The organism is Sphingobium amiense, from assembly GCF_003967075.1.
GTDB lineage: Bacteria > Pseudomonadota > Alphaproteobacteria > Sphingomonadales > Sphingomonadaceae > Sphingobium > Sphingobium amiense.
This window is the reverse complement of record NZ_AP018664.1, coordinates 3,361,642-3,387,500: the sequence shown is the minus strand read 5'-3', so window position 1 is coordinate 3,387,500 and position 25,859 is coordinate 3,361,642. Positions and strand designations below refer to the sequence as shown.

Sequence of the window (25,859 nt, the reverse complement as noted above, 5' to 3'; positions counted from 1 at the left end):
TCGCGCAGCGAAGCCGCTTCCGATTCGATTGCGTCGATGCGGAACTTCACCAGATCGCCGATGGAGATCATGCCGACGAGCCGCCCGTCCGTGACCACGGGCAGATGGCGGATACGCCGCTTCGTCATCAGCGAAAGGCTGTGCATGACAGGCGTGTCCTCGTCGATGGTGATGGGCGGAGTCGTCATCACCTCGCCAATGCTATGATCGAATGCGGACGCGCCGTCCTGCGCGACACGGTGGACGAAATCGCGTTCGGAAAAAATGCCCACGACCCGGCCCGCTTCCACCACTGGCACGCATCCGATGCGCTGATCGGCGAGCAGGCGCACCACGTCGAGCACGCTGTCACCGGGACCGACCTGAATCACGTCGCTCCCCTTGCGCTGCAAAATCGCCGCGATGGTCATGGCTGCTCTCCTATATTGTCTTTCATCCCTGCGTCGGGACTTGATGATCCCACTTTCCCGCCCCAATGAAAAGGGATGACGCGCAGAGAAGCTCTCGACGATCCTGCGATCGCGGCAACCGCCTGGGCGCGGTTCCGCCGCATCATGGCGTGGATGGCGCTGGGCGGCGCGCTGTGCGTGGGCCTCGCGCTGCTGTTCCTTTACTGGCGCGCGGGCCCGTTGCCGCTGCACATGGTGATCGCGACGGTGCTGGGCGTATGGACGACGTTCATGCTGGGGACGGGTCTCATGGCGCTCGCTTTCCTGTCGAGCGGAACCGGGCATGACGAACAGGTGATGGACAGGTTGAAGGACGAGGTTTCGCTGGATGACTGACGAACGCAACGAAGCGGTGCTGCGGGTCGTCCCGCGCCTGAGGGACATCAACGCCAACGGCCATATCTTCGGCGGATGGGTGCTGAGCCAGATGGACATCGCAGGCGGCATCGTCGCGCACCGGATCGCACACGGCGCGGTGGCGACCGTCGCCATCGAGGGGATGAAGTTCATCAGCCCGATCCTGCTGGGCGACATCGTATCGGTCTATGCAACCGAAGAGCGGCGGGGGCGGACATCCGTCGCGATTCGCATCGAGGTGATCGCCACGCGCGGCATCGCGCAGGAGCAGGTGCCGGTGACGAGCGGCGTCTACACTTTCGTGGCGCTGGACGCGAATCACAAGCCGCGGCCGCTGCCCGTCTGAGCGCCGGTCAGCGCGGCAGGCGCTCCTCATAATCCAGCGTACGGCTGTCATTGGCCGGGACGGTGATGCGCCATATCCAGCTATCGCCGCGCCGTTCCATGGCTGCAGGCCGGGGCTGGATGTCCTGCGCGATCGTCACTTCAGCGACGACATCGAAAGGGCGCGCGTTGCTGATGCCGAGCGACCAGCGGCGCGTCTTGCGACCGCCCGACGACACGCGCGTCGTCAGCCGGACGTCGGCGCTCTGTGCGATGTCGTAATCGACCCGCTCGCCTTCCGCTTTGTCGGCAACGTCGGCCTCGCCCGCCAGCATCCTCGCGCCATCGACCTGCTCGAATACCGCCACCTTGCCGGACGGGAGGGGCAGGCCCAGGCCATCGCTCTTGCGGTTCTGCAAACGCAGGCGCAGCGTCATGGGGCGGGACGACCCGTCGCCAGCCTCCACCCTGCCAGCATAAAGCCGCTCTACCGCGGCGCCAGGCTGCCGCAGCAGGACGACCTGCTTCTGGCCGCTGGCGGAAATATCGACCGGCACCGGCACGCGGTAGAGTTTGAGATCGCCGACATCTTCAGGAGGCGGCGGTGGCGCGGGAGGGGGCGCCGGCGCTGCTGCTACCGATATTATCATCGGCACTGAACGACGCTGCGCGGTGACGACAACATCCTCCAGCCCGTCCATCTGCTCCATCGCCCGTGAAGCCATCTGCACCGGAAACAGCGCCCAGACGGGGTGCGTGCTCGTAATGTCCATCGGCCAGCACGAAAGGCGCAGCGGCCCGCCGCCGGGGCGCGGCTGCGGCGCTCTGGCCCCCTTGTTTGGCTGCCCGGCGATGACCGACAGGCGTGCATCGGGAAAAGCGGTGACGCCCCCGTTCGCGACCGTCAGCCAGGCCATGAGGTCAAGCGTCTTTCCATCCGCCTGCACATCGGCGACATAGTCCGCCGACCAGTCGAACCCCTCGGCAAGATAGGTGAGTTGCAGCGTGGCGCGGATCGGACGGTCGGCAGACGCGATCACTGACAGGGTCGGGCGCGCCGACAGTCCGGCGGGAACGGCGGGCAAGAGCATCCGTTCGGGCAGGCCACTGCATCCCAACGCCTCATAGCCCGCCTGCGTCTGCACGATGACACCGCCCATCGGCCCCGCGCTGACGATGGCGTCTTCCTGGATCACCTTTCCGGTCTTGCGGTTGGTGCGCTGGAGCGTGACGCGGCGCTTGAGATAGGCGTCGACAAGCCCGGCGGGCGACAGCAGACGCGCGTCCCGGTTCTTTTCCCGCACGCCGCGCGGCATTCCCGACAGGACGGCGGTTTCAGGCATCAGCCCTTCCGCCACGCCTTCGAACCGCAGCGTCGATTCGCCCGCGGGCAGATCGACCGTGCGCGTCTCGCTGATGAGCGCGTAGCCGCCGGGCCACAGCCGGTCCATCGCCCCTCGGACGCGGCCAGGCTGCCGATAGACCGTGACCGAAACCCTGTCGGCCCGGTCGGACACGACCGTCCCCGCCTCGGCAGCGCCCGGCGCACTCAGCAGCAGTGCCAGAAAAAGGAGCAGCCGGGCCATCGCGGCCGTCAATAGCGCGAGTCGAATGTGACCGTGAGATCGACCGATCCGTTGGCGGGAACCGGCACGCTCCATTCCATCCGATCAGCCGACACGCGCCTGCCTTCCAGACTCTGCGCAGTGACGCGGGTGTCGCCCCATAAGCCCTGCTGGGCAATGTCGACCGTGACGGCCTCGGGCCGCGCATTGCTGATCGTATAGCGCATCCGCGTTTCCCAGCGCCGGTCGCCCTTGCGGCTGCGCTGGTCGACGGTGGTGCGCACCTTCACGTCGAACGCCTCGCCCGTGCGGAGCGCCATCGACGAACCCATGGGCGTATGGTCGATGCGATTCTCGCCGATGAACTGCGGGTCGCCGCGCGCGTCGCGCATATAGACGCGGATCGTCCCGGCGGGCAGTTGATCTCCAAGCCCGCCCTGCTTCGATGTTGAGAATTTGAGCACGCTGGACGCGCTCATCGGTTCGGGTGAGCTGCCGAGCCAGCCATTCACATATTCATATGTCGCGCGCGCCGGTGCTCCCTTCACGTCGAGGAAGCTCACCTGCTTCTGCTGGGCGTTGGCGATGGTCGTGCGCTGGGGCAGGGGATAGAGATAATAGTCGCCGAGCCGCTCCCGCCCGCTGCTTTCGGTTCCGGCCTGATCCATCGCGCCGCTCGACGGGGTCCACCAGTTTCGCCGCCCTTCGCCACTGGCGGGATCGCCCGCGACAAGCAGGGTCTTCGCACTGGTGAAGCTGGTGCCGCTATTGTTGGTGAGCGTCACCCAGCCCTGCATGTCCATCGCCCCCTTGGCCGCGTCGAACAGAGCGACGTAATCGGCGGTCCAGCCGAGATTGGGCGTCAGATAGGAAAGGCGGACCGGAGTAGTGCCGCCCCGCGCCGCCTCGACCGTCACCGACAGCGTCGGGCGCGCGCGAAGGTTCGGCGGCACCCGGTCGAACACCACGCGCACGGGCAGCCCGTCGTCGCGCAGTACCTCGATCCGGTTGCCGATCTGGAGTACGATGCCGCCATTGGCCGCCAGCACCTTCGCCCGCTCGCGCGTTTCGGTGCCGGTGGCGGGATTGGTGCGCACCAGCGTCACTTCCTGTCCGACCGCCTTGTCCATCAGCTTGTCCGGCGACAGCAGGTCATAATCGAAATTCTGTTCGACGATGGACAGGCCTGGGCCGGACAGATTGACCGTCTCGGGGCGGATGCGCGCTGACACATCGGGAAATTCGATGCGGTTGCGCCCGACATTGAGGCTGAGTTGCCGGTCGTCCTGCACCAGTGACTGACCGTTGTTATAGATGGTGACGGCGAGATCGCCCTGCGCCGTGCCGCCGGTGGGATCGTTGCTGTCCTGCGCCAGCACGGCAGCGGGCAGCAATGTGGCCAGAAGGGGCAGCAGGCGCGCATGTCTCATCGGCATCTCTCCAGCATGGAACATGCCTTGTGCCGGATCGCGGGCAGCTTGGAAAGCGGGCATGAAAAAGGGGACCGGCGACCGCGCGCCAGCCCCCCTTTTCTGTTCGAACGCGGATTATTCGGCCGCTTCGGCGGCGGCGGCACGCGGACGGCGGCCACGCTTCTTGGGTGCTTCCGGTTCGGCCGAAGCATCCGAATCATTGTCCGCGCGACCGATGGCCGGCGGCAGGATCGCGGCGTCGAAGCCTTCCGCAGCATCGGCGACCAAGGGCGTCTTGCGCGGGCGACCGCGGCGCGGGCGGGGCGCTTCCTCCCCGGCTTCCGGCGCAGGCGCGGCTTCGGCGGGGGTTCCCGCCTCGCCTTCGAACCCTATCTCCTGTCCGGGCGCATCGCCCTGCGGCGCGAAGCGGTCGCGGCGGTTGCGGTCGCGGCGATTGGCCCGGCCGTCATCCCGGCGCTCGCGATACTCGTCAGGGCGACGATCCTGCTCGCGCGGCGCGCGGTCCTGCACCGGAGCCTCGGCGCGGAAATCGTCGGTCGCGTCGTCGGAGCCGTCGAAATCGTCCGCATCGTCGTCATAATTGTCGTCGCGGGGGCGGAAGCGCTGCTGCTGCTCCTCCTGACGCGCGCGATTGTCGGCAAGGACGCGGAAATAATGGTCGGCGAACTGGAAATAATATTCGGCGTTCACCCGGTCGCCCGCCATCTGAGCGTCGCGCGCCATATTCTTGTATTTTTCAAGAAGCTGGGCCGCGTTTCCGCGCGAGCGGTTGTCGATGCGGTTGCCACTGTCGCCGCCACCTCGGTTGTTGCCGTTGGGGCGGCCATTATTATTATTCCGGCCCCGATTGCGGCGGCCGGCCTGCCGATTGTTGATCAAGACATGATCCTTGCGTTCGCTTTGTCAAAATTCACTGAAAACACCGTTCAGTCGCCATCCTCACGCATGGCCGACCCGATGGGGCCGGATACGGCTCCGCCATGGCATGACCGTCCCCGGCCATTACCCCGGCCGCCAGCGGCGCCTGCGCAGCGAGCGCCGTCATGACTTTAAGGAGCTTGGAAAACGGCCTTTTCCTTCAACGGCCTGGGCCAGCCATGTCACGAGAGGAACCGTCTCATCGCCAGATGTAGTGGCTTTCGCACCATAAACCAAGCCATTTTCGCGCATTCTTGCCCAAGGGCGCGCTTTTCATCCGGGCCGGGTGACGGCCAGACAGCGGTCGCGCTGCCCAAGATCCTGTCGCACCGCCACTTTCAGCCCCTGCCCGGCGAGGAGCGCGCTGACATCCGACGTCTGCCGGTGGCCGATCTCGATCGCGGCGAAACCGCCCGGCGCGATCAGGCGCTGTAGGTCGGGAACGATCCGGCGATAATCGTCCAGCCCGTCCCTCCCGGCAAAGAGAGCGGAGGGCGGATCGCGCAGCACGTCGCCGGAAAGCGGCTCGTCCGTCCCGATATAGGGCGGATTGACGAGGATCAGGTCGAACGGGCCTTCTACGCCCGCAGCCCAGTCGCCGAGGCGAAACGCCGCGCGGGACGCCAGCCCGAGCCGGGCGGCGTTCTCCTGCGCCACCGCCAGCGCGGCAGGCGAGGCATCCACGCCGATGCCGGTCGCCTGCGGCCATTCGGCGAGCGCCGCGAGCAGCAACGCGCCCGACCCGGTGCCAAGGTCGAGGACGGTCGCAGGCCCGCGCCCGCCGAAATGCGCGACCGCCGCCTCGATCAGCGTCTCGCTGTCCGGGCGCGGGATCAGCACATCGGGCGTGACGGCGAGAGTGATGGTCCAGAAATCGCGCGTGCCCACGATATGCGCGACCGGTTCGCCCGCGCAGCGACGCTCCACCAGCGCGGTAAAGGCCGCAGGGACATCCAGATCGCGCTGGCGCAGCAGCATGTCGGTGCGGGACAGGCCCAGCGCATGAGCCATCAGCAGTTCAGCGTCGAGGCGGGGCGTGTCGCTTGCGACAGCGATGTGGACAGTTGCGGCGCGGATCGCGTCGGCGACGCTCACCCCGCTCCGTCCAGTTGGGCGAGGCGCGCGGCCTCATCCTCCGCCACCAGCGCGTCGATCACTTCGGCAAGGCCCGGACCTTCGAGGATTTCGGGCAGGCGGTGCAGCGTCAGGTTGATGCGGTGATCGGTGACGCGGCCCTGCGGGAAATTATAGGTGCGGATGCGTTCGGACCGGTCGCCCGATCCGACCATCGCCTTGCGCGCGCCCGCCTGCTCGCTGTGCGTGCGTTCGCGTTCCGCTTCGTAGAGGCGGGCGCGGAGCACCTGCATCGCCTTCGCCTTGTTCTTGTGCTGGGACCGTTCGTCCTGCTGCGTCACCACGATGCCGGAGGGCAGGTGCGTGATGCGCACCGCCGAATCGGTGGTGTTGACATGCTGCCCGCCCGCGCCGGATGCGCGGTAGATGTCGATCTTGAGGTCGGCATCGGCGATCTGCACGTCAACTTCCTCCGGTTCGGGGAGGATCGCGACGGTGGCGGCGCTGGTGTGGATGCGCCCGCCGCTTTCGGTCACGGGCACGCGCTGGACGCGGTGAACGCCGCTCTCGAACTTCAGCTTGGCGAACACGCCGGTGCCGTTGATCGAAGCGACGACTTCCTTGAAGCCGCCCTGTTCGGACGCGTTGGCGGACAGAAGCTCGATCTTCCAGCCCTGCGCATCGGCATAGCGCTGATACATGCGGAAAAGGTCGCCCGCGAAGAGCGCGGCTTCGTCGCCCCCCGTCCCGGCGCGGATTTCGAGCATGGCGGGGCGGGCGTCAGCGGAATCGCGCGGCAGGAGTTGCAGCGCCAGCGCGCGCTCGGCAGCGGGAAGCTGGCTCTTCAGGAGTTGCATCTCCTCCTGCGCCATCTCGCGCATCAGGGGATCGGCTTCCTCGCCGCCGGTCATCGTTTCAAGCGCGGCAAGCTCCTGCCGCAACCGGCGCAGTTCGCGCGCGGCCGCCGCGACCGGCTCGATCTCGGCATATTCCTTGGACAGTTTGACGAACGCATCGGCGGGCAGATCGGCGCGCGTCATCGACGCCTGCACCTCATCCCGGCGCGCCTCGATCTGCGCGATGCGTTCGGCGGAGATGTGCATCAGCCGATAGACCGCGCCAATGCTTCGGCTTGCAGCGCCCGCTCGGTCCCGTCGCCGCGAGCGTTCAGATGAGCCTGTCCGTCGCGGTGCGAGATCGAAAGCAACACATGCGCGGCTATCTTCGCCGCTTTATCGAAGCGCTTCCGGGGAGAACCGGAGGCCACGATGTCGGCGGAGAAGCCGCCGTTCCTCAGCGTCTTAAGGGCGCGGATCGCCATGGCAGTGAGCGCATCATCCTCCAGCGCGATGATGACATCGAGCTTTTGACTAAAGTCGCCTTCCACCAGCATCGCCAGCCGCTCGATCCCCGCCGCCCAGCCGACTGCGGGCGTGCTCGGGCCGCCCAGATTCTCGATCAGCCCGTCATAGCGCCCGCCGCCCAGCACCGTTCCCTGCGCCCCAAGGCGGTCGGTCACGAATTCGAACGCGGTGTGGCGATAATAGTCGAGACCGCGCACCAGCCGGGCGTTGCGTTCCCACGCCACGCCCGCCGCGTCGAGGCCCGCCGTCACCTTCTCGAAGAAGCCGCGCGCCTCGTCCGTCAGATAGGCGTCGATGTCAGGCGCGCTGTCGGCCACCGGGCGGTCGCGCGGATCTTTGCTGTCCAGGATGCGCAGCGGGTTCTTCGCCAGCCGCTCGACGCTTTCTTCGGACAGGGCGCCGCGATGCGCCTCGAAATGCGCGATCAGCGCGGCGCGCCACGCTTCGCGGCTCGGCGCATCGCCCAGCGTGTTGAGCGTCAGGGTGACGCCGTCGCTCACGCCCAGTTCCTTGAGCAACTGGTCGGCCATCACCAGCAGTTCCACGTCCGCGCCCGGCTCGGCGGCGCCGATGATCTCGGCATCGAGCTGGTGGAACTGGCGGAACCGGCCCTTTTGCGGGCGTTCGTAGCGGAACAGCGGGCCGTGAGTCGCAACCTTCAGCGGCGCATATTGCTGCCAGCCTTCGGTGATGTAGGCGCGGCTGATGCCGGCCGTAAATTCGGGGCGCAGCGTGATGCTGTCGCCGCCGCGATCATCGAACGTATACATCTCCTTGGAGACGACATCGGTGCTTTCGCCGAGCGAGCGCGCGAACACCGCCGTCTGCTCGAACACGGGCACCTCGACACGCTGAAAGCCGTAGAGGCGGCGCACCCGGTCGAAGGTCGCGGCGACATGCGCGAACCTCTCCGCAAACGCATCTGCGGTGCCCCCCAGCATGTCCTGCGTGCCGCGCACCGGACGCGGCGTTTCTTGTCTTGCCATGGGGCAGCGCCTTTAGCGTCAAAGCACCCTTAAGGAAACGCGCTTTTTACGGGCGTCCATCGGGGGGTGGACAAGGGGCGGCCGCCCACGCCATGCTAAAGCCTATAAGGCGCCCCCGCCTCCATTTTCCTGTCGGAGATCCCCATGATCCGCAGCCTTGCTGCCGCTTTCTTCCTGTCCACCGCCATCGCCGCGCCGCTGCTGGCGCAGGATGCGATACGGTCCAGGCCCACCGCCCTGCCGGTCGATAACGCCGCACCTGCACCAAAGGACATGGCCTATCCCGGCGGCACCATCCGTCTGGAGGTGGACGCCAGCGACACGACCCAGCGCATCTTCCGCGTCAGGGAAACGATTCCCGTCGCGCAGTCCGGTCCCCTGGCGCTGCTGATGCCGCAATGGCTGCCGGGCAATCACGCGCCGCGCGGGCAGATCGAGAAACTGACCGGCCTCACCTTCACCGCCAACGGCCAGCCGGTAGCGTGGAAGCGCGATCCGCTGAATGTCTACGCCTTCCGGATCGACGTGCCGCAGGGCGCGACCGAGGTCGTCGCGCAGTTCCAGTTCCTCTCGGCGACCGCAGGCAATCAGGGCCGCGTCGTCGTCACGCCCAAGATGCTCAATATCCAGTGGGAAAGCGTCTCGCTCTATCCGGCCGGCTATTATACCCGGCAGATCCCGGTGCAGGCGACCGTCACCTATCCGGCGGGCTGGCAGGCGGCGACCGCGCTGCGCGGCACGCGGCAGGGCAATGCCGTCGCCTATGAAACGATCGACTATGAAGCGTTGCAGGATTCGCCGGTCTTCGCAGGCCGCTATTTCAAGCCGGTGGACCTTGGCCACAATGTGACGCTCAACATCGTGGCGGACGATGCGGATGAACTGGCCTTCAAGCCCGACCAGATCGCGAAGCACAAAAAGCTGGTCGATGAGGCGGGTGCGCTGTTCGGCGCATATCACTTCAACCATTATGACTTTCTGCTCGCCATCACCGACGAGATGGGCGGCATCGGCCTCGAACATCATCGCTCGTCCGAAAATCAGGTCGAGCCGGGCTATTTCAAGAAATGGGATGCGGGCGACGCGCTGCTCGACCGCAACCTGCTTCCCCACGAATTCACCCATAGCTGGGACGGCAAGTTCCGCCGCCCCGACCTGCTCTGGACACCCGACTTCAATGTGCCGATGCAGGACAATCTCCTCTGGGTCTACGAAGGGCAGACGCAGTTCTGGGGCTATGTGCTCGGCGCGCGGTCGGGGCTGTTCTCCAAGCAGGAGACGCTCGACGCCTATGCCCAGATCGCGGCGAAGCTCGACACGGCGGTCGGCCGCCAGTGGCGTCCGATGGAGGATACCACGCACGATCCCATCATCTCCGCCCGGCGGCCCAAGGGCTGGGTGAGTTGGCAGCGGTCGGAGGATTATTATAACGAAGGGCTGATGATCTGGCTGGAGGCCGACGCGATCATCGCCAAGGCGACGCGGGGCCGGAAGGGTCTGGACGATTTCGCCAAGGCCTTTTTCGGTATCAATCCGGGCGACTGGGGACAGGTCGTCTATAATCGCGGCGACGTCATCCGGACGCTGAACGGCATCGCGCCCTATGACTGGGCGGGCTTCTTCGACAAATATGTCGACCAGCCCACACGTGAGACGCCCAAGGGCGGATTCATCCTCGGCGGATATAATCTCGTCTACGGGGAGGAGCCGAACAGCATCACCAAGGCATCGGAAAGCGCGAACAAGGTCGTCGACCAGAGCTTCGGCATCGGCGCGGTCGTCAAGAATGACGGTGAGGTAGCGAGCGTCGTCTGGGACAGCGCAGCGTTCAGGGCAGGGCTGGCGACGGGTGCCAAGATCATCGCGGTCAATGGCGACGAATTTTCTGGCGATTCATGGAAAGCGGCGATCAGCGCCAAGTCACCCATCCAGATTATCCTCAAACAGGACAAATATTACCGCACATTGACGCTCGATTATTCGGGTGGCCTGCGCTATCCGCGCCTCGAAAAGACAGGAGGGGGCGAAGGCAGTCTCGACCGGCTGCTCAAGCCAAGGACATAATCGCTTTTAACGCAACAGGTAGGACAAGGGCGTTTTTCCATGAATATCGAACTGATTCCCGTCGGCGACGATCCGCCCAACAGCCTCAACGTCGTCATCGAAGTGCCGACCGGCGGCGAGCCGGTAAAATATGAGTTCGACAAGGCGTCGGGCGCACTGTTCGTGGACCGCATCCTGCACACGCCGATGCGCTATCCGGCAAATTATGGCTTCGTGCCGCACACGCTCTCGCCCGATGGCGATCCGCTCGATGCGCTGGTGATCGCGCGCTCGCCCTTCATCCCCGGCGCGGTCGTGGCCGCGCGCCCCATCGCGGTGCTCAATCTGGAAGACGAAGCGGGCGGCGATGAAAAGCTGGTCTGCGTGCCTGCCGACTCGGTCTTCCCCTATTATTCCAACGTGTCGGAAAAGGACGATCTGCCCGGCATCGTCATGGAGCAGATCGAACATTTCTTCACCCACTACAAAGATCTGGAGAAGAAGAAATGGGTCCGCGTCGGCACCTGGGGCGGGGCCGAGGATGCCAAGCGCATCACGATCGAGGCCATCGAACGCTATCAGGCGAACAAGAAGGCGGCGTAATCCGCTTTCTGTGACCGGATGAGAAGGCCGCGCGGACCTTGAGGGTTCGCGCGGCCTTTTCTGTTGTGTTCAGATCAGCCGGTCGGCCTCCAGCGCCATCGCCAGCGAATCGCGCATCCTTGGCATCCGCGCATGCAGGCGGGCGTCCGCCTCCGCCAGCCGCTCGACCGCGACCTCCAGCATCGGCTCGTCGAGCGTAAAGGGCAGGCGCAGGAAACGCTCGAACGCGCCGCCGACGCCGAATTTCGGCCCGGCCGCCACGCGCACGCCCATGCTCTCCGCCAGCGCCGCCAGCGCGGTCGCTTCGGCGCGCGGCAGTTCGGCCCAGAGCGAGAGGCCGCCCGCGGGCACATCGACCTGCCAGTGCGGCAGACGCTGCTCGATCAGGCGGACGAGATGGTCCCGCCGCGCGCGCAGGCTCTGCGCACGGTCGCCCAGCCCCACATCGGCGTCGATCAGATGCGCCGCTGCGATCTGCTCCACGACCGGGCTGGCCATGTCCGTCGTGGTGCGCAGGCGGCCCAGCGCCGCGACGGTCTGCGCATCGGCCCGAACCCAGCCGACGCGAAGGCCGCCCCAGAAGATCTTGCTCGCCGACCCTATCGAAATGACCTGCCGTCCCGCCGGATCGTGGATCGCGACAGGGGGCGGGGGCGCCGAATCGAGACCCATCGCCACCATCGTTTCGTCGATGACGAGCGGCGTGTGGGTCCGGGTCGCGGCGGCGACCAGCGCGCGGCGCGTGGCCGGGTCCATGCTGCGCCCGGTCGGATTATGGAAATCCGCGATCACATAGGCGAAGCGCGGGCTGGTCTGGCGGAACGCCGCTTCCATCGCGTCCACGTCCCAGCCGATGCGGGGCAGGCCCACTGGAACCGGCACGACATGGTTCCGCTGCAACGCCTGAATCGCATTGTGATAGGTCGGATGGTCGATGACGACGCGGTCGCCTGGCCCGGCCAGCCATTTGAGGATCAGCGAAAAGCCCTGCTGCGCGCCGTTCGTCACCATGATCTGATCGGGCGAGGTCGGACAGCCGCGCCGCTCATAATGGGCCGCGATGGAACGGCGCAGCACCGCGAGGCCCAGCGCGTCATAGCCCAGATCGCCGAGATAGGCGGGCAGTGCCTCGACCGCATGGGCATAGGCGCGCGCAACGCCGGGCGCGGCGGGCAGGGCGGCATGGGTCCAGTTGAGGATGTTGCCCCCCGGCGCCATGTCGATGTCGATGGCTGGCGGCGCGACGCCGCCCGCCGGCAGCCGCGTGACGCTGCCCGATCCCTGACGGCTTTCGAGGAAGCCCTCGTCGCGCAGCCGGTCGAAGGCGGCGGCCACCGTGGTGCGCGAAAGGCCCAGGGCTGCGGCCAGTTCCCGCTCGCCGGGCAGCCGGACATTGAGGCCTACGCGCCCGTCGAGCACCAGCATCCGCAGCGCCTGCGCGAGCTGGCGATAGGCAGGCTCCGCGCTGTCATGCGCGCGCCATGCACCCAGCAGGCGGAGAAGGGATGGGGGACGTAGCAGCGAAGTGGACATCGGACTGGCTCCTGCCATCAGGCTTTCGCGCGTCCACTTAGCGGAAAATGGCTTTTGAGGAAAAGGCCAGTTGCGCACAACCAGCCTGATCGCTTCATCCCGCGATCAGCCGCACATAGGCGCTCGACACCCAGCCGCTGGGGCAGGGGCCGTCATAGGGCTGACGGCGATCCACGGGCGAGGACACACCGCAATCGGGCGCTTCCGTGGCATTGCCCTCCGCCGGGGCCGGCTGGACGACGACGCCGAGCCATTTCTGGTCGAGACTGCGGGTGCAGATCCAGGCCCGCTGCCCTTCGCCAAGCCGCGCCAGTTCCTTCGCATCGGCGAAGGGAGCCGCCCGCAGGCTGAGGCCGTTCCCGCCCGCGCGCGCCACCTGCCCCAGTGCGCCGCAGGCATCGAGCCGGGGACCGTCCTCCCCGATCGTCACCGGGCGCGCGACGGGCGCGTCCATCCGGCTTTCGGGCACCTCCTCGCGCGGCGCGCCGGCGAGCGAGCTGTTGGGCAGTTCCTCATAAATGTCATTGCTCCGGGAACAGGCCGACAGCAGCAGGATCGGGATCAGAAGCGCGCGCATTGCATGGTCATAGACCGCCCCGGCCCACGCCGGAAGATGCCATGTTTCGCTTTAGTTTCGTGGGGCTTTTCCCTATATGCTCGTCCATGAGCGAAGAACCCGTGAACACCCCCAACAGCAACGATTATGGCGCGGACAGCATCAAGGTGCTGAAAGGTCTGGACGCCGTGCGCAAGCGGCCCGGCATGTATATCGGCGACACCGACGATGGCAGCGGCCTGCATCACATGGTGTTCGAGGTCAGCGACAACGCCATCGACGAGGCGCTGGCCGGGCATTGCGACCGGATCGTCATCACGCTCAACCCCGATGGGTCGGTCAGCGTAGAGGATAATGGCCGCGGCATTCCGACCGGCATCCACAAGGAAGAGGGCGTATCGGCGGCCGAGGTCATCATGACCCAGCTCCACGCGGGCGGGAAATTCGAAAACACGTCCGACGACAATGCCTACAAAGTGTCGGGCGGCCTGCACGGCGTCGGCGTCTCCGTCGTCAACGCCCTGTCCGAATGGTTGGACCTCAATATCTGGCGGGACGGCAAGGAACATTATATGCGCTTCGCCTATGGCGATGCGACCGCGCCGCTCAAGGTGATCGGCGACGCGCCGGAAGGCAAGAAGGGCACGCGCGTGACCTTCCTCGCCTCGACCGAGAAAGTGCCCGGCGACGGCGGCACCTTCAAGAACCAGACCGACTATGACTTCGACAAGCTGGAACATCGCTATCGCGAGCTGGCTTTCCTCAACAGCGGCGTGCGCCTGTTCCTGGTCGATGCGCGGCATGAGGAGAAGAAGGAAGTCGAACTGTTCTACGAAGGCGGGATCGCGGCCTTCGTCAAATATCTCGACCGCAACAAGAATGCGCTGATGCCCGATCCCATCGCGATCGCGGGCACGCGCGACGATGTGACCATCGACGTCGCGCTGGAATGGAACGACAGCTATTATGAAAATGTGCTGTGTTTCACGAACAACATCCCGCAGCGCGATGGCGGCACGCATCTCGCCGCCTTCCGCGCCGCGCTGACCCGCACGCTCAACAATTATGCGGAGAAGTCGGGCGCGCTGAAGAAGGAGAAGGTCTCTCTCACCGGCGAGGATATGCGCGAGGGGCTGACCGCCATTGTGTCGGTAAAGCTGCCCGATCCCAAATTCTCGTCGCAGACCAAGGACAAGCTGGTTTCATCCGAAGTGCGCCAGCCGCTCGAAAGCCTGATGGCGGACAAGATGGCGGAATGGCTGGAGGAGAATCCGGCGCACGGGAAGATGATCGTGCAGAAGGTGATCGACGCCGCCGCTGCACGCGAAGCCGCCAAGAAGGCGCGCGAACTCACCCGGCGCAAGGGCGCGATGGACATCGCCTCGCTGCCGGGCAAGCTCGCCGACTGTCAGGAGCGCGATCCCGCAAAGTCCGAACTCTTCCTTGTCGAGGGCGATTCGGCGGGCGGATCGGCCAAGCAGGGGCGCAACCGCCACAATCAGGCGATCCTGCCGCTGAAAGGCAAGATCCTCAACGTCGAACGCGCCCGGTTCGACCGGATGCTGTCCTCCAAGGAAGTCGGCACGCTCATCCAGGCGATGGGCACGGGCATCCGCGACGACTTCAATCTGGAAAAGCTGCGCTACCACAAGATCGTCATCATGACCGACGCGGACGTGGACGGCGCCCATATCCGCACGCTGCTGCTGACCTTCTTCTACCGCCAGATGCCGCAGATCATCGAGGCCGGGCATCTCTACATCGCGCAGCCGCCGCTCTACAAGGCGACACGGGGCCGGTCCGAGGTGTATCTCAAGAATGAGGCGGCGCTGGAGCAGTATCTGGTCGACAATGGCGTCGACACGATGGTGCTGGAAACGGGCGGCGGGGCGCGCAGCGGCGATGACCTGCGCCACCTGATCGAACATAGCCGCCGGATGCGCGCGGTGATGCGCTATGTGCCGCGCCGCTACAACCCGCAGATCATCGAGGCGCTGAGCCTCAACGGCGCTCTCGATCCCGAACTGTCGCAGGACGCGCAGGCGGAGCGGCTGGCGGCGACCGTCGCATGGATGGACGCGCAGGATGCCGAAGGCCGCTGGTCGGGTCGCATCGCCGAAGAGGGCGGCTTCCATTTCGAGCGGCTGTGGCGCGGCGTCACCGACCATCATGTGATCGAGGGCGGGTTCATCGGTTCCGCCGAAGCGCGCAAGCTGCACAGCATCGCCAGCGAGGAAGCGGCAAGCTACGCCAGCACGGGAAGGCTCGTCTCTGCCAAGGCGGCGGCGGCAGCCGGAGAGGCGGGCGAGGACGAGCTGCCGATCCCCACCAAGGGCGTGACGATCACCTCGCCCACCGCCCTTCTCGACGCGATCCTCGCCTCGGGCCGCAAGGGTCTGGCCATTCAGCGCTACAAGGGGCTGGGAGAGATGAATGCGGAGCAGTTGTGGGAAACCACGCTTGATCCCGACAATCGTTCGATGCTGCGCGTCGAAGTGGAGCAGGCGGATATTGCCGATGAAATCTTCAGCCAGCTTATGGGCGATGTGGTCGAATCGCGGCGGGAGTTCATTCAGGACAATGCGCTGAACGTCGCCAATCTGGACGTCTAGGCCGTGGAGCGCGTCCGTTGCCGCTGGGCCGGAAGCGACCCGCTTTACTGCGCCTATCATGACGCGGAATGGGGCGTCCCGGAGCATGATTCGCGCATGCTGTGGGAAATGCTGATGCTGGAAGGCTTTCAGGCCGGGCTGTCGTGGATCACGATCCTGCGCAAGCGCGAGGCGTTCCGTGCGGCTTTCGCCGGATTCGACCCGGACAGGGTGGCGACTTATGGCCCGGAGGATGTCGAGCGGCTGATGGGCGATCCGGGCATCGTGCGCGCACGGGCGAAAATCGAGGCCACGATTGCGGGCGCCCGCATCTTCTGCGCCATGCGGGAGGCGGGGAAGGATTTCAGCGCCTATGTCTGGTCCTTCGTCGATGGGAAGCCGATTGAAGGCGACGGCATCCACGTTCCGGCGCAGACAGACCTGTCAGCCGCCATTTCGAAAGATCTCAAGAAGCGCGGTTTCAAGTTCGTCGGGCCGACCATCGTCTATGCGTGGATGCAGGCAATCGGCATGGTCAACGATCACGCAGCGGACTGCTTCCGCCGGACGGAGCTTCAAAGGTGAGGCGCGCGGCGTTCGTCGCCCTGTGCCTTTCGGCCTGCGGCGGAGAATCGCCGCTCCCCACGACGAATGCAACCGCGCCGGGGGCGGGCAAGGCGATCAAAGCGCCGATCGCTGCCGCGCCCTCACCCGCCGTCGCAACGCAACCGCCCCGTCCGACGCCTCCACCACTCGCCAGGTCACCGGTTTCACGTGAAACGCCAGAATCGCAACGGCCAACCCCGAACTATCGCGCCATCGGGACCGAACCCTTCTGGGCCGTCACCGTTCGGGGCGATACGCTGATTCTGGAGCGGCCCGGTCAACCCGCGCGCCGCTATCGGGTCGCGCTCGACGATGACGGACGCGCCCTTCGCTATGTCGGAGATGGCATGACGATGACCGTGACGGAAGGACCGTGCAGCGACGGCATGAGCGACAGCATCTGGTCGGATCGCGCGCAGATCGCCTTCGCGGACGGAGCGCTCAAGGGTTGCGGCGGAGAGCGGGTCGATCCCGACGCCGCGCCTTAATCGGCGCGCATCGCTTCGTTCACCAGCGCTTCGGCCTCCATCAGCAATGCGTCCTCCGCCGCGCTCTGCGCCACCTGCTCTCGCCCGATCAGGATCAGCACCGGCACCGCCAGCGGACTGACCCGGTCGAGCGTCACATGCAGCATCGTGTTCGCCGCCCGGTCGATCAGGTCGCCCAGCCGCCCCACATCGGTCATGCGCGCGCGCGCGTCGGCCCATGCGGCCTTCAGCAGCAGATGATCGGGCTGATATTTGCGCAGCACATCGTAGATGAGGTCGGTCGAAAACGTCACCTGCCGCCCCGTCTTGCGCTTGCCCGGATGCTGCCGTTCGATCAGGCCGGAGATTACCGCCACGTCGCGAAAGGCGCGCTTCAACAGGCTGGACTGCTCTACCCAGTCGATGAACTCATGGTCGAGGATGTCGGCGGAAAACAGGCTTTGGGGATCGGTGACGGGCTTCAGCCCATAGACCGCCAGCGCATAGTCGTTGGACACGAAGCCCAGCGGCATCAGACCCTGGCTCTCCATGCGGCGGGTCAGCAGCATGCCCAGCGACTGATGCGCGTTCCATCCTTCGAAACTGTAACAGACCAGATAATGCCGCCCCTCGTGCGGAAATGTCTCGATCAGGAGCTGGCCGGGCTGGGGCAGGGCGGAACGGAGCTTCTGCATCTCCAGCCATTCGCGCACATCCTGCGGGAAGCGGTGCCATTCATCCGGTTCGGCGAGGAAATGACGGACCCGGTCGGCCAGCCGCGTCGACATCGCCATGCGCGTGCCGCCCCAGCTAGGGATGCGCGCCTGCTTCGACGTCGCACGCACGAGAAGGTCGGTGGTGTCCATCCGCACCACCTCCAGCGCCGCGCCCGAGAAAAAGAAGCTGTCGCCGGGGCGCAACTGCGACGCGAAGCCTTCCTCCACCGTGCCGAGCTTCCGCCCATTGGCGAAACGGACATTGAGCACGGGCTGATCGACGATGATGCCGGCGTTGAGCCGGTGCTGCTGAACGAATCGCGGGTGGGACACGCGCCAGGTGCCATCCCCCTCCTGCGTCAGCCGCTTGAACCGGTCATAGGCGCGCAGGGCATAGCCGCCGCCCTCGATGAAGTGCAGCACATGGTCGAAGGCTTCGTCGGTGAGCGCGCTGTAGGGCGTCGCTGAACGAACCTCCGCCAGCAGCGCCTCCGCGCGAAAGGGACCGGCGCAGGCAAGGCCCATGACATGCTGCGCCAGCACGTCGAGACTGCCGGGCCGGAAGTCATCGGCATCGCGCTCCCCCGCCTCGACCGCATCGAGCGCCGCACGGGCCTCCAGATATTCGAAGCGGTTGCCGGGAATCAGGATCGCCTCGCTCGCCTGATCGAGCCGGTGATTGGCGCGGCCGATGCGCTGGAGCAGGCGGGAACTGCCCTTGGGCGCGCCCATCTGGATCACACAATCCACATTGCCCCAGTCGACACCCAGATCGAGCGACGCCGTTGCAACCAGCGCGCGCAGCCTGCCCGCCGCCATGGCCGATTCAACCTTGCGCCGTGCCTCGATGGACAGGCTGCCATGGTGGATGGCGATAGGCAGATTATTCTCGTTCGCCTGCCACAGTTCCTGAAAGATGAGTTCGGCCAGCCCCCGCGTGTTGCAGAAGACGAGCGTGGTGCGCCGCGCCTCGATTTCCGCCATGACCTGCGCCGCGGCATATTTGCCCGAATGGCCGGACCATGGCACGCGGCCTTCGGGGATGAGGATGGTGACATTCGGGTCCGCGCCGTCTTCGCCCATCACCGGAGTCACGCGGTCGATGTCGCCATCGGGGGCCAGCCACGCGCGATAGGCGTCCACATCGGCGACCGTCGCCGACAGCGCCACGCGGCGCAGATCCGGATTGATCGCCTGCAATCGCGCCATCGACAGGCTGAGCAGGTCACCCCGCTTCTGCGTGGCAAAGGCATGGACCTCATCGACAATCACTGTCTTCAGCCGCTCGAACAGCAGCGCTGCGTCGGGATAGCTGAGCAGCAGCGACAGCGACTCCGGGGTCGTCAGCAGGATGTGCGGCGGCCGGACGCGCTGGCGCGCCTTGCGGTCGGACGGCGTGTCGCCCGTGCGCGTTTCGACCTGGATGGGCAGGCCCATTTCCTCGATGGGCGTCAGCAGGTTGCGCCGCACGTCCACGGCGAGCGCCTTGAGCGGCGACACATAAAGCGTGTGCAGTCCTTCGGCAGGATCGTCGATAAGGTCGGTCAGGGTCGGCAAAAATCCCGCCAGCGTCTTGCCCGCTCCGGTCGCCGCGACCAGCAGCGCATGCTCGCCGCGACCGGCTGCCTCCAGCATGGCGATCTGGTGCCGCCGTGGCTTCCATCCCCGGCTCTCGAACCAGCTTTGCACAATCGGGGGGAGAGCCGTCATAGACCGCATGTAGGGTGCGGGCAGGGCAGCGCAAAGATCATCGGCGGTCGTGCAACATAGATGCCGTCCGGCGAAATATTATGTCTCACCCCTCTGGCATCGATCCGGCCGCCTGCGTTACACTCCGCCTATAGGAGCGGCGCATCAGACGCCGCGAACCCGGATGCAGGAGAATCACATGACTGGCGAAACCGAAGCCGATCTGACCGGCGTCGAGCCGACCCACAACCGCCGCCGCCCCAAGGCTCCAATTATGGAAATCGAAGGCCGCAGGCTGAAGCCCGCGACGCTGATGATGGGCCATGGCTATGATCCCACGCTGTCGGAAGGGTCGCTCAAGCCGCCGATCTTCCTCACCTCTACTTTCGCTTTCGAGAGCGCGGCGGCGGGCAAGCGCCATTTCGAAGGCGTTACGGGCATCCGTCCCGGCGGTGCCGAAGGACTGGTCTATTCGCGCTTCAACGGTCCCAATCAGGAAATCTGCGAGGATCGCCTGTCCGTTTGGGAAGAGGCGGAGGACGCGCTGCTCTTTTCCAGCGGCATGTCCGCCATCGCCACCACCCTGCTGGCGCTGGTGCAGCCGGGCGACGTGATCGTCCATTCCGCTCCCCTCTATGCGGCGACCGAATCGCTGATCGGCCGCATCCTCGGCAAGTTCGGGGTGCAGTGGCTCGATTTTCCGGCCGGCGCGACGGAAGAGGACATCGGCGCAGTCATCGAAAAGGCCAGGGGACTGGGGCGCGTGGCGCTCATCTATCTGGAAAGCCCCGCCAATCCCACCAACGTGCTCGTTGATCTTGAGGCCGTTGTTGCGCGGCGCGACTCGCTGTTCGACGGCGATACCCATGTCCCGCCTATCGCCATCGACAACACTTTTCTGGGGCCGCTTTGGCACAGGCCGCTCGCGCACGGCGCCGATCTCGTCATCTACAGCCTCACCAAATATGCGGGCGGGCACAGCGATCTGGTGGCGGGCGGGGTGCTCGGCAGCAACGCGCTCATCAATGCGATCCGGCTGATGCGGAATACCATCGGCACGATCCTCGACCCGCACAGCGCATGGATGCTGCTGCGCAGCCTCGAAACGCTGGAGCTGCGGATGAGCCGCGCGGGGGAGAATGCGGCGAAGGTCTGCGCCTGGCTCAAGGACCAGCCTCAGGTGGAGAAGGTGGTGTATCTGGGCTTCCCGGAAACGGAGCGGCAGGCGGACATCTATCGTCGCCATTGCACCGGCGCGGGATCGACCTTCTCGCTTTACCTCAAGGGCGGCGAGGCGGAAGCCTTCGCCTTCCTCGACGCCCTCAAGATCGCGAAGCTGGCGGTCAGTCTGGGCGGAACCGAAACGCTGGCGAGCCATCCGGCCGCCATGACGCATCTGTCGGTTCCGGCCGAGCGCAAGAAAGCGCTCGCCATCGGCGACAATATGGTGCGGATTTCCATCGGATGCGAGGATGCCGACGATCTGATCGCCGACTTCGCGCAGGCATTGCGGCAGGTGGGCTGAAGCGATGGCGAAACCCGTTGTGCTGGTGGGCCAGCCCTTGCTGGCCCCCATAGTGCCGCTGTTGCGCTCCGCCTATGACGTCATGGCGCTGTGGGAACAGCCCGATGACGACGTGCTGGCGCGGGTCGATGCGGTCGTCTGGGCGGGCGAATTTCCGCTTGAACGGGCGCTGCTCGACCGCATGCCCGCCCTGCGCCTCATTGCCTGCTTCACCGTGGGCTATGATGGCGTCGATCTCGCCCTTGCGAGGGAGCGCGGCATCATGGTCGCGCATGGCGGCAGCGCCAATGCGGAGGATGTGGCGGACCATGCCATCGGCCTCATGATCGCGTACCGGCGCTGGATCGTCGAAGGCGATCGCCAGTTGCGCGCGGGCCAATGGACGATCGAGGCGAAGACGCGCACGCATTCCATGCGCAGCGCGCGGCTCGGCATCGTGGGCATGGGTTCGATCGGCGTCGCGGTCGCGGAGCGGGCGCAGACCATGAAGATGGCCGTGCGCTGGTGGGCGCCCCACGAAAAACCGGGGCTGGTCTGGCCCCGCGCCGACAGCCTGATCGCACTGGCGAAGGAAAGCGACGTCATGGTGATCGCGGCGCGGGCGGATGAGAGCAATCGCGGCTTCATCGACGCCGCCGTGCTCGATGCGCTCGGCCCGCAGGGGCTTTTGGTCAATGTCGCGCGCGGGCAACTGGTGGATGAAGCTGCACTGATCGCGGCGCTCAGGGCGGGCAGGCTGGGCGGCGCGGCACTCGATGTCTTCGATCCGGAACCCACCGATCCGGGCCGCTGGCGCGATGTGCCCAATGTGGTGCTGACGCCGCATACGGGCGGTGCCACGCATGAAGCGGTGGCGCAGATGGCGGACACCATGATGGGCAATCTGGCGGCGCATTTCGCGGGCCAGAAGCTGCCGTCCCCCGTGCCGGAAATGGCCTGATGCCGGGGACGATGACGGCGCTCTCTCCCTGTCAGGAGAGAGCGGTCATGCTATCAGAATTTGAAGATGGTGCCGAGATAGACGGCCTGGCTGTCCTGCCGCTCGTCGGTCATCGGCGCGAGGCGGCCCGCAACGCTGTTGTTGTAGCGCACACCCGCCGTCACGTTGAGATTGCGGGTCAGCGAATAGGAGCTGGCCAGATCGAGCGAATAATCCTTGTCCGCCGACGGATTGCGAACGGTCGGGGCAGCGCCCGGCTCACGCCGCGTTTCCAGCAGCACCTTGGTGCTGAAACGGTCCTTCTTGCCGTCTTCCAGCGCGAAATTCTTCGCGCTCGCCAGCGTTTCGACCGGCACCGGATCGAGCGCCTTGCGGCCCATGCTGTCGGGCAGGGCGAACTTGCGCCAGTTATGGCCCCCGCCGTTCAGGCTGAAGGCGAAAGGCTTGATGTCCAGTTGCGCCAGCGGCCGGTTCACGGTCCGGTCCTCGCTGGCGCGCACCATCACGGTGATCGAGCGCTGCCCGCTCAGCGATCCGCTGGTCGGCGTGAAACGAAAGCCGTCATTACCCGCGCGCGCAGCGATGCGCGCATAAGCAGCGGCAAGGCGGGGATCGCGGATCGTGGGCGTGAAGGAGGAAATGCTGCCGAGCGCGCCGAGCGAAACGGCTTCGCCGCGTGTGCGGACAAGGTCGGTTGCCGCGCCGAATGCGGGAGACAGCATGAATCCGGCCACGGCGATTGCCGCTCCCGTTCCTGCCAGATGTCCCCGTTTCAGCCGCATGTTACCGAATCCGTCCCCGCTCACACATATCTCATAACGCACTACACCCACAAAGCCGCCAATGACTAGTGCCTCCAACGCCTTTTTTGTCAGGCTGTTGCATGGAACACACAACCCCGCGGCGTGGCCAGCGCGCCCCTGTCGCGCCTCCCGTGCTGCGCCCCCTTGCTCCTCCCCGCACGCCCACTATAGAAGCGGGCAGTTTTTCGTCTTTTCAAGCTAGGACATGCCTGATGGTCCGCCGCCCTTCCAATGCCCTTTCCACCGGCCTGCTGCTGGCCGCGCTCCTGCCGCTTGGCGCGTGCGGCGGCGGATCGAAGGATCGCCCGAAGGCGGATCTCGCCGCGTCGAAGGTGACGACGATCGGCGTCAACGCCTATCTGTGGCGCGCGGCGCTCGACACCCTGTCCTTCATGCCGATGGTGCAGACCGATTCGAACGGCGGCGTCATCGTCACCGACTGGTATGCCAATCCCAACTCGCCGGGTGAACGGATGAAGCTGACCGTGTCGATCCTCGATCAGGATCTGCGCGCCGACGCGGTGCGCGTGGCCGCCAGCCGTCAGGTGAACCAGAACGGCCAGTGGATCGACGCCCCGGTTCAGGCGGCGACGACGCAGAAGCTGGAGGAAATCATCCTCACCAAGGCGCGCGATCTGCGCCGCTCGGCCATCGCGGGCTGATTCCCGCCCCGGCGGAAGGCGCAGGCGCTTTTCGCGACCGACATGATCCGGGGCCGGGCTTTGCGACAAGGCCCGGCCCGTTCGTATTTTGACAAGGACGATACATGCAGAGGCGCTTCAACCCGCTGGAGGCGGACGCCCGCTGGCAGGCGGTCTGGGACGAACGGCAGAGCTTCCGGGCGGACGACGGGTCGCCCAAGCCCCGCTCCTATGTGCTGGAGATGTTCCCCTACCCGTCCGGGCGCATCCATATCGGCCATGTCCGCAACTATTCGATGGGCGATGTGCTGGCCCGATTCCGCCGGATGACGGGGCATGAAGTGCTTCACCCGATGGGCTGGGACGCGTTCGGGATGCCGGCGGAAAACGCCGCGATGGAAAAGAAGGTGCATCCCGGCGAATGGACGCGGTCCAACATCACCAACATGCGCGCGCAGTTGAAGAAACTGGGTTTCGCGATCGACTGGAGCCGCGAACTCGCGACCTGCGAGCCGGACTATTACGGCCACGAACAGGCGCTGTTCCTCGACATGCTGGAAGCAGGCCTCGTCTATCGCAAGGAGAGCGCGGTCAACTGGGACCCGGTCGACATGACCGTGCTGGCGAACGAACAGGTGATCGACGGTCGCGGCTGGCGCTCCGGCGCGCTGGTGGAAAAGCGCAAGCTTTCCCAGTGGTTCCTCAAGATCACCCAGTTCGCCGACGACCTGCTGGAGGGGCTGAAATCGCTCGACCAGTGGCCCGACAAGGTGCGGACCATGCAGGAAAACTGGATCGGCAAGTCGGTCGGGCTTCAGTTCCGCTTCGACTTCGCGCCGTTCCCGGAGCGCGAGGCGCTGGAGGGACTGGACGCGGGCGCGGGGATCGAGGTCTATTCAACCCGCCCCGACACCATCTTCGGCGCGAGCTTCGTTGCCATCGCGGCCGATCATCCGGTGGCGCAGGCGGTGGCGGCGAACGATGCGGACGCCGCCGCGTTCGTCGAAAAGTGCAAGGAAGGCGGCACCACAGCGGCGGAACTGGAAACGGCGGAAAAGCTCGGCTTCGACACCGGGCTTTCGGTCACGCATCCCTTCGATCCCGAATGGCAGTTGCCCGTCTTCATCGCCAATTTCGTGCTGATGGATTATGGCACGGGCGCTGTCATGGGCGTACCCGCGCACGACCAGCGCGACCTCGACTTCGCGCGCAAATATATGCTGCCCGCCGAACGCGTGGTCGCCGCAGAGGGTGAAGCGGACAGGCCCATCCATGACGAGGCCTATACCGGCCCCGGCAAACTGGTGAACAGCCGCTTCCTCGACGGCATGAGCGTGGAAGAAGCCAAGGCCGCCGTCATCGCGCGAGCCGAATCCGAAGGCTGGGGGCAGGGCAAGACCGTGTTTCGCCTGCGCGACTGGGGCGTGTCGCGCCAGCGTTACTGGGGCACGCCGATCCCGGTCATCCATTGCGAGGACTGCGGCGTGGTGCCGGTGCCCAAGGCGCAGCTTCCGGTGGTGCTGCCCGAGGACGTCAGCTTCGACATTCCCGGCAACCCGCTGGACCGGCATCCGACCTGGAAGCATGTCGACTGCCCGCAATGCGGCAAGCCCGCGCGGCGGGAGACCGATACGCTCGACACCTTCGCCGATTCGAGCTGGTATTTCATCCGCTTCGCCAGCCAGCCGGACGACAGGCCGTTCGACCGGGCGACGGTCGAGCAATGGCTGCCGGTCGGGCAGTATATCGGCGGCGTGGAACATGCGATCCTGCACCTGCTCTACGCGCGTTTCTGGACGCGCGCGCTCCGGCATATGGGGCAACTGGGCTTTGCCGAGCCGTTCACGGGCCTCTTCACGCAGGGCATGGTGACGCATGAGACCTACAGGGCCGGGGACGGAAGCTGGCTGTCACCCGGCGAGGTGAAGAAGTCGGGCGACGATTACACCCATATCGAAAGCGGCGCACCGGTCACGGTCGGCCGCGTCGAGAAAATGTCCAAGTCCAAGAAGAATGTCGTCGATCCCGACGATATCATCGCCCAATATGGCGCGGACGCGGTGCGCTGGTTCATGCTGTCCGACAGCCCGCCCGAGCGAGACCTGCCGTGGACCGAAAGCGGCATCGAGGGGAGCTGGCGCTTCGTCAACCGCGTCTGGCGGCTGTTCGGGGAAGCCGACGCGGGCGCGGAAGGTCAGGACAAGGCGCTCGACCGCAAGCTGCACCAGACCATCGACGGCGTGGCGAAAGACATCGAGGCGCTGGGCTTCAACAAGGCCGTCGCCAAGATCTACGAACTGGTGAACGCCATCGAAAAGGCGCAGCCTTCGGCCAGCCGCACCGCCGCGATCCGCGCGCTCGCTTTGCTGGTCGCGCCGATGACGCCGCATCTGGCCGAGGAAGGTTGGGCGGAGATGGGCGGCGAGGGGCTGATCGCCGAAGCAGCATGGCCCGCCGTCGATCCCGCCCTGCTGGTCGAGGATGAAGTCACCATCGCCTGTCAGGTGATGGGCAAGCTGCGCGACACCATCACCGTGCCCAAGGGAACGGCGAAGGAAGAGCTTGAAAAGCTGGCGATGGCCGCACCCAATGTCGCGCGCATCCTCGATGGCGCGACGCCGAAGAAAGTGATCGTCGTGCCGGACCGTCTGGTCAATCTGGTCATTTGATATAGGA

Annotated in this window: 22 protein-coding genes (1 of these 22 running past the window's edge); 11 read left to right on the top strand and 11 right to left on the bottom strand. The window is 65.8% G+C overall.

The window, feature by feature from the left end; all coding sequences use genetic code 11:
* Window positions 1-410 carry the 5' portion of a CBS domain-containing protein gene (locus SAMIE_RS16530; RefSeq protein WP_066700708.1) on the bottom strand. The gene continues 19 nt to the left of window position 1, outside the view, so 410 of the gene's 429 nt are visible here — the first part of the coding sequence; its start codon is at window positions 408-410; its stop codon lies off the left edge, out of view.
* Between the two features lie 75 nt (window positions 411-485).
* Here SAMIE_RS16530 and SAMIE_RS16525 point away from each other — a divergent pair, with 75 nt between their 5' ends.
* Together SAMIE_RS16525 and SAMIE_RS16520 are read left to right on the top strand one after the other, a co-directional pair.
* Window positions 486-785, top strand: coding sequence for a hypothetical protein (locus SAMIE_RS16525; RefSeq protein WP_066700709.1), 300 nt, complete (start codon window positions 486-488; stop codon window positions 783-785).
* On the top strand, window positions 778-1,152 hold the full coding sequence (locus SAMIE_RS16520) for an acyl-CoA thioesterase (protein WP_066700710.1): 375 nt from the start codon (window positions 778-780) through the stop codon (window positions 1,150-1,152). Before SAMIE_RS16525 ends, SAMIE_RS16520 begins: the two co-directional genes overlap by 8 nt.
* 7 nt (window positions 1,153-1,159) lie before the next feature.
* Here the strand turns inward: SAMIE_RS16520 and SAMIE_RS16515 are convergent, their stop codons facing one another.
* From SAMIE_RS16515 to hisS, 6 genes are all read right to left on the bottom strand, one after another.
* Window positions 1,160-2,716, bottom strand: a complete 1,557-nt coding sequence (locus SAMIE_RS16515) for a DUF4139 domain-containing protein (RefSeq protein WP_066700711.1) — start codon at window positions 2,714-2,716, stop codon at window positions 1,160-1,162.
* A gap of 8 nt (window positions 2,717-2,724) precedes the next feature.
* On the bottom strand, window positions 2,725-4,125 hold the full coding sequence (locus SAMIE_RS16510) for a DUF4139 domain-containing protein (RefSeq protein WP_066700791.1): 1,401 nt from the start codon (window positions 4,123-4,125) through the stop codon (window positions 2,725-2,727).
* 117 nt (window positions 4,126-4,242) lie between these two features.
* Window positions 4,243-5,007 (bottom strand): DUF4167 domain-containing protein, encoded by a 765-nt coding sequence (locus tag SAMIE_RS16505; RefSeq protein ID WP_066700712.1) that lies wholly within the window; start codon window positions 5,005-5,007, stop codon window positions 4,243-4,245.
* 312 nt (window positions 5,008-5,319) lie between these two features.
* Window positions 5,320-6,141, bottom strand: a complete 822-nt coding sequence (gene prmC, locus SAMIE_RS16500; RefSeq protein WP_066700713.1) for a peptide chain release factor N(5)-glutamine methyltransferase — start codon at window positions 6,139-6,141, stop codon at window positions 5,320-5,322.
* Window positions 6,138-7,223 carry a peptide chain release factor 1 gene (gene prfA / locus SAMIE_RS16495; RefSeq protein ID WP_066700714.1) on the bottom strand — a complete coding sequence of 362 codons (1,086 nt, stop codon included), beginning with the start codon at window positions 7,221-7,223 and terminating at the stop codon, window positions 6,138-6,140. The genes prmC and prfA overlap by 4 nt, the downstream gene beginning before the upstream one ends.
* Window positions 7,223-8,470, bottom strand: coding sequence for a histidine--tRNA ligase (hisS, locus tag SAMIE_RS16490; protein ID WP_066700715.1), 1,248 nt, complete (start codon window positions 8,468-8,470; stop codon window positions 7,223-7,225). Before hisS ends, prfA begins: the two co-directional genes overlap by 1 nt.
* A gap of 144 nt (window positions 8,471-8,614) precedes the next feature.
* Here hisS and SAMIE_RS16485 point away from each other — a divergent pair, with 144 nt between their 5' ends.
* Both SAMIE_RS16485 and ppa read left to right on the top strand, forming a co-directional pair.
* A complete protein-coding gene (locus SAMIE_RS16485) occupies window positions 8,615-10,534 on the top strand; it encodes a M61 family metallopeptidase (protein ID WP_066700716.1) in 1,920 nt (639 codons plus the stop codon).
* 39 nt (window positions 10,535-10,573) lie between these two features.
* Complete coding sequence (ppa, locus tag SAMIE_RS16480) at window positions 10,574-11,116, top strand: inorganic diphosphatase (RefSeq protein ID WP_066700717.1); 543 nt, start codon at window positions 10,574-10,576, stop codon at window positions 11,114-11,116.
* Between the two features lie 69 nt (window positions 11,117-11,185).
* On the opposite strand, the gene yczR is transcribed toward ppa, so the two are convergent.
* Window positions 11,186-12,649 (bottom strand): MocR-like transcription factor YczR, encoded by a 1,464-nt coding sequence (yczR, locus tag SAMIE_RS16475; RefSeq protein WP_066700718.1) that lies wholly within the window; start codon window positions 12,647-12,649, stop codon window positions 11,186-11,188.
* Window positions 12,650-12,743: 94 nt separating this feature from the next.
* Complete coding sequence (locus SAMIE_RS16470) at window positions 12,744-13,226, bottom strand: hypothetical protein (protein ID WP_066700719.1); 483 nt, start codon at window positions 13,224-13,226, stop codon at window positions 12,744-12,746.
* 86 nt (window positions 13,227-13,312) lie between these two features.
* Between SAMIE_RS16470 and gyrB the strand changes: the two genes are divergently transcribed.
* The 3 genes from gyrB to SAMIE_RS16455 are packed head-to-tail and all read left to right on the top strand — an operon-like array spanning window position 13,313 to window position 16,890.
* On the top strand, window positions 13,313-15,817 hold the full coding sequence (gene gyrB, locus SAMIE_RS16465) for a DNA topoisomerase (ATP-hydrolyzing) subunit B (protein WP_066700792.1): 2,505 nt from the start codon (window positions 13,313-13,315) through the stop codon (window positions 15,815-15,817).
* Between the two features lie 3 nt (window positions 15,818-15,820).
* Window positions 15,821-16,381, top strand: a complete 561-nt coding sequence (locus tag SAMIE_RS16460; protein WP_066700720.1) for a DNA-3-methyladenine glycosylase I — start codon at window positions 15,821-15,823, stop codon at window positions 16,379-16,381.
* Entirely contained in the window at window positions 16,378-16,890 is a 513-nt protein-coding gene (locus SAMIE_RS16455; RefSeq protein WP_066700721.1) for a hypothetical protein, read from the top strand. The genes SAMIE_RS16460 and SAMIE_RS16455 overlap by 4 nt, the downstream gene beginning before the upstream one ends.
* Here the strand turns inward: SAMIE_RS16455 and SAMIE_RS16450 are convergent.
* Window positions 16,887-19,295, bottom strand: coding sequence for a ligase-associated DNA damage response DEXH box helicase (locus SAMIE_RS16450; RefSeq protein ID WP_066700722.1), 2,409 nt, complete (start codon window positions 19,293-19,295; stop codon window positions 16,887-16,889). The genes SAMIE_RS16455 and SAMIE_RS16450 overlap by 4 nt on opposite strands.
* Before the next feature lie 178 nt (window positions 19,296-19,473).
* Here SAMIE_RS16450 and SAMIE_RS16445 point away from each other — a divergent pair, with 178 nt between their 5' ends.
* Window positions 19,474-20,799: a cystathionine gamma-synthase family protein gene (locus tag SAMIE_RS16445; RefSeq protein ID WP_066700723.1), complete on the top strand. Its 1,326-nt coding sequence runs from the start codon at window positions 19,474-19,476 to the stop codon at window positions 20,797-20,799.
* Between the two features lie 4 nt (window positions 20,800-20,803).
* Window positions 20,804-21,739 (top strand): 2-hydroxyacid dehydrogenase, encoded by a 936-nt coding sequence (locus tag SAMIE_RS16440; protein WP_066700724.1) that lies wholly within the window; start codon window positions 20,804-20,806, stop codon window positions 21,737-21,739.
* A gap of 53 nt (window positions 21,740-21,792) precedes the next feature.
* Here the strand turns inward: SAMIE_RS16440 and SAMIE_RS16435 are convergent, their stop codons facing one another.
* Window positions 21,793-22,521, bottom strand: a complete 729-nt coding sequence (locus SAMIE_RS16435) for a hypothetical protein (RefSeq protein WP_066700725.1) — start codon at window positions 22,519-22,521, stop codon at window positions 21,793-21,795.
* 233 nt (window positions 22,522-22,754) lie between these two features.
* On the opposite strand from SAMIE_RS16435, the gene SAMIE_RS16430 reads away from it, so the two are divergent.
* The gene (locus SAMIE_RS16430; protein WP_066700726.1) at window positions 22,755-23,204 is read left to right on the top strand and encodes a DUF3576 domain-containing protein; all 450 of its coding nucleotides are present in this window, start codon (window positions 22,755-22,757) and stop codon (window positions 23,202-23,204) included.
* A 104-nt stretch (window positions 23,205-23,308) separates the two neighbouring features.
* On the top strand, window positions 23,309-25,852 hold the full coding sequence (gene leuS / locus SAMIE_RS16425) for a leucine--tRNA ligase (RefSeq protein ID WP_066700727.1): 2,544 nt from the start codon (window positions 23,309-23,311) through the stop codon (window positions 25,850-25,852).
* The last annotated feature ends 7 nt before the right edge of the window (window positions 25,853-25,859 follow it).